The sequence below is a fragment of the Tsukamurella conjunctivitidis genome (genome assembly GCF_007858475.1).
GTDB classification, from domain to species: domain Bacteria; phylum Actinomycetota; class Actinomycetes; order Mycobacteriales; family Mycobacteriaceae; genus Tsukamurella; species Tsukamurella conjunctivitidis.
The window spans coordinates 1-505 of record NZ_VIGX01000331.1 but is presented as its reverse complement, the minus strand read 5'-3'; the positions used below and the strand labels follow the sequence as shown (position 1 = coordinate 505).

The window sequence follows — 505 nt, the reverse complement described above, 5'->3', positions numbered from 1 at the left end:
GCGGCTACGTCCTGCGTCGACTCATGCGCCGCGCCATCCGCTCCATGCGTCTGCTGGGAGTGGACGCACCCTCAATCCCCACGCTGTTCCCGGTCTCCCGGGATGCGATGTCGCCCTCCTACCCCGAGCTGGTGACGGCGTGGGACACGATCTCCGACGTCGCCTACGGCGAGGAGGACGCCTTCCGACGCACCCTGACAGCGGGCACCACCATCCTCGACACGGCAGTTGCACACGCCAAGGAGACGGGTGGCCCACAGCTGATCTCGGGCGCCCAGGCCTTCGCCCTGCACGACACCTACGGCTTCCCCATCGACCTCACCCTGGAGATGGCCGCCGAACAGGGTGTCCAGGTGGATGAGCAGGGGTTCCGCACCCTCATGGAGGAACAGAAGGAACGCGCCCGCGCGGACTCACGCGCCAAGAAGACCGGCCATGTCGACGTCCGTGTCTTCCACGACATGGAGCGCCGGATGGGGGGCGGCTCGCGTTTCCTGGGCTACAC

1 protein-coding gene is annotated in these 505 nt (G+C 67.7%); it reads left to right on the top strand.

Features of this window, described 5'->3' with window-relative positions; all coding sequences use genetic code 11:
* Nucleotides 1–59: 59 nt before the first annotated feature.
* Nucleotides 60–505, top strand: a 446-nt coding sequence (locus FK530_RS25635; protein WP_231706815.1) for an alanine--tRNA ligase-related protein, incomplete at its 3' end; no start/stop codon positions are given.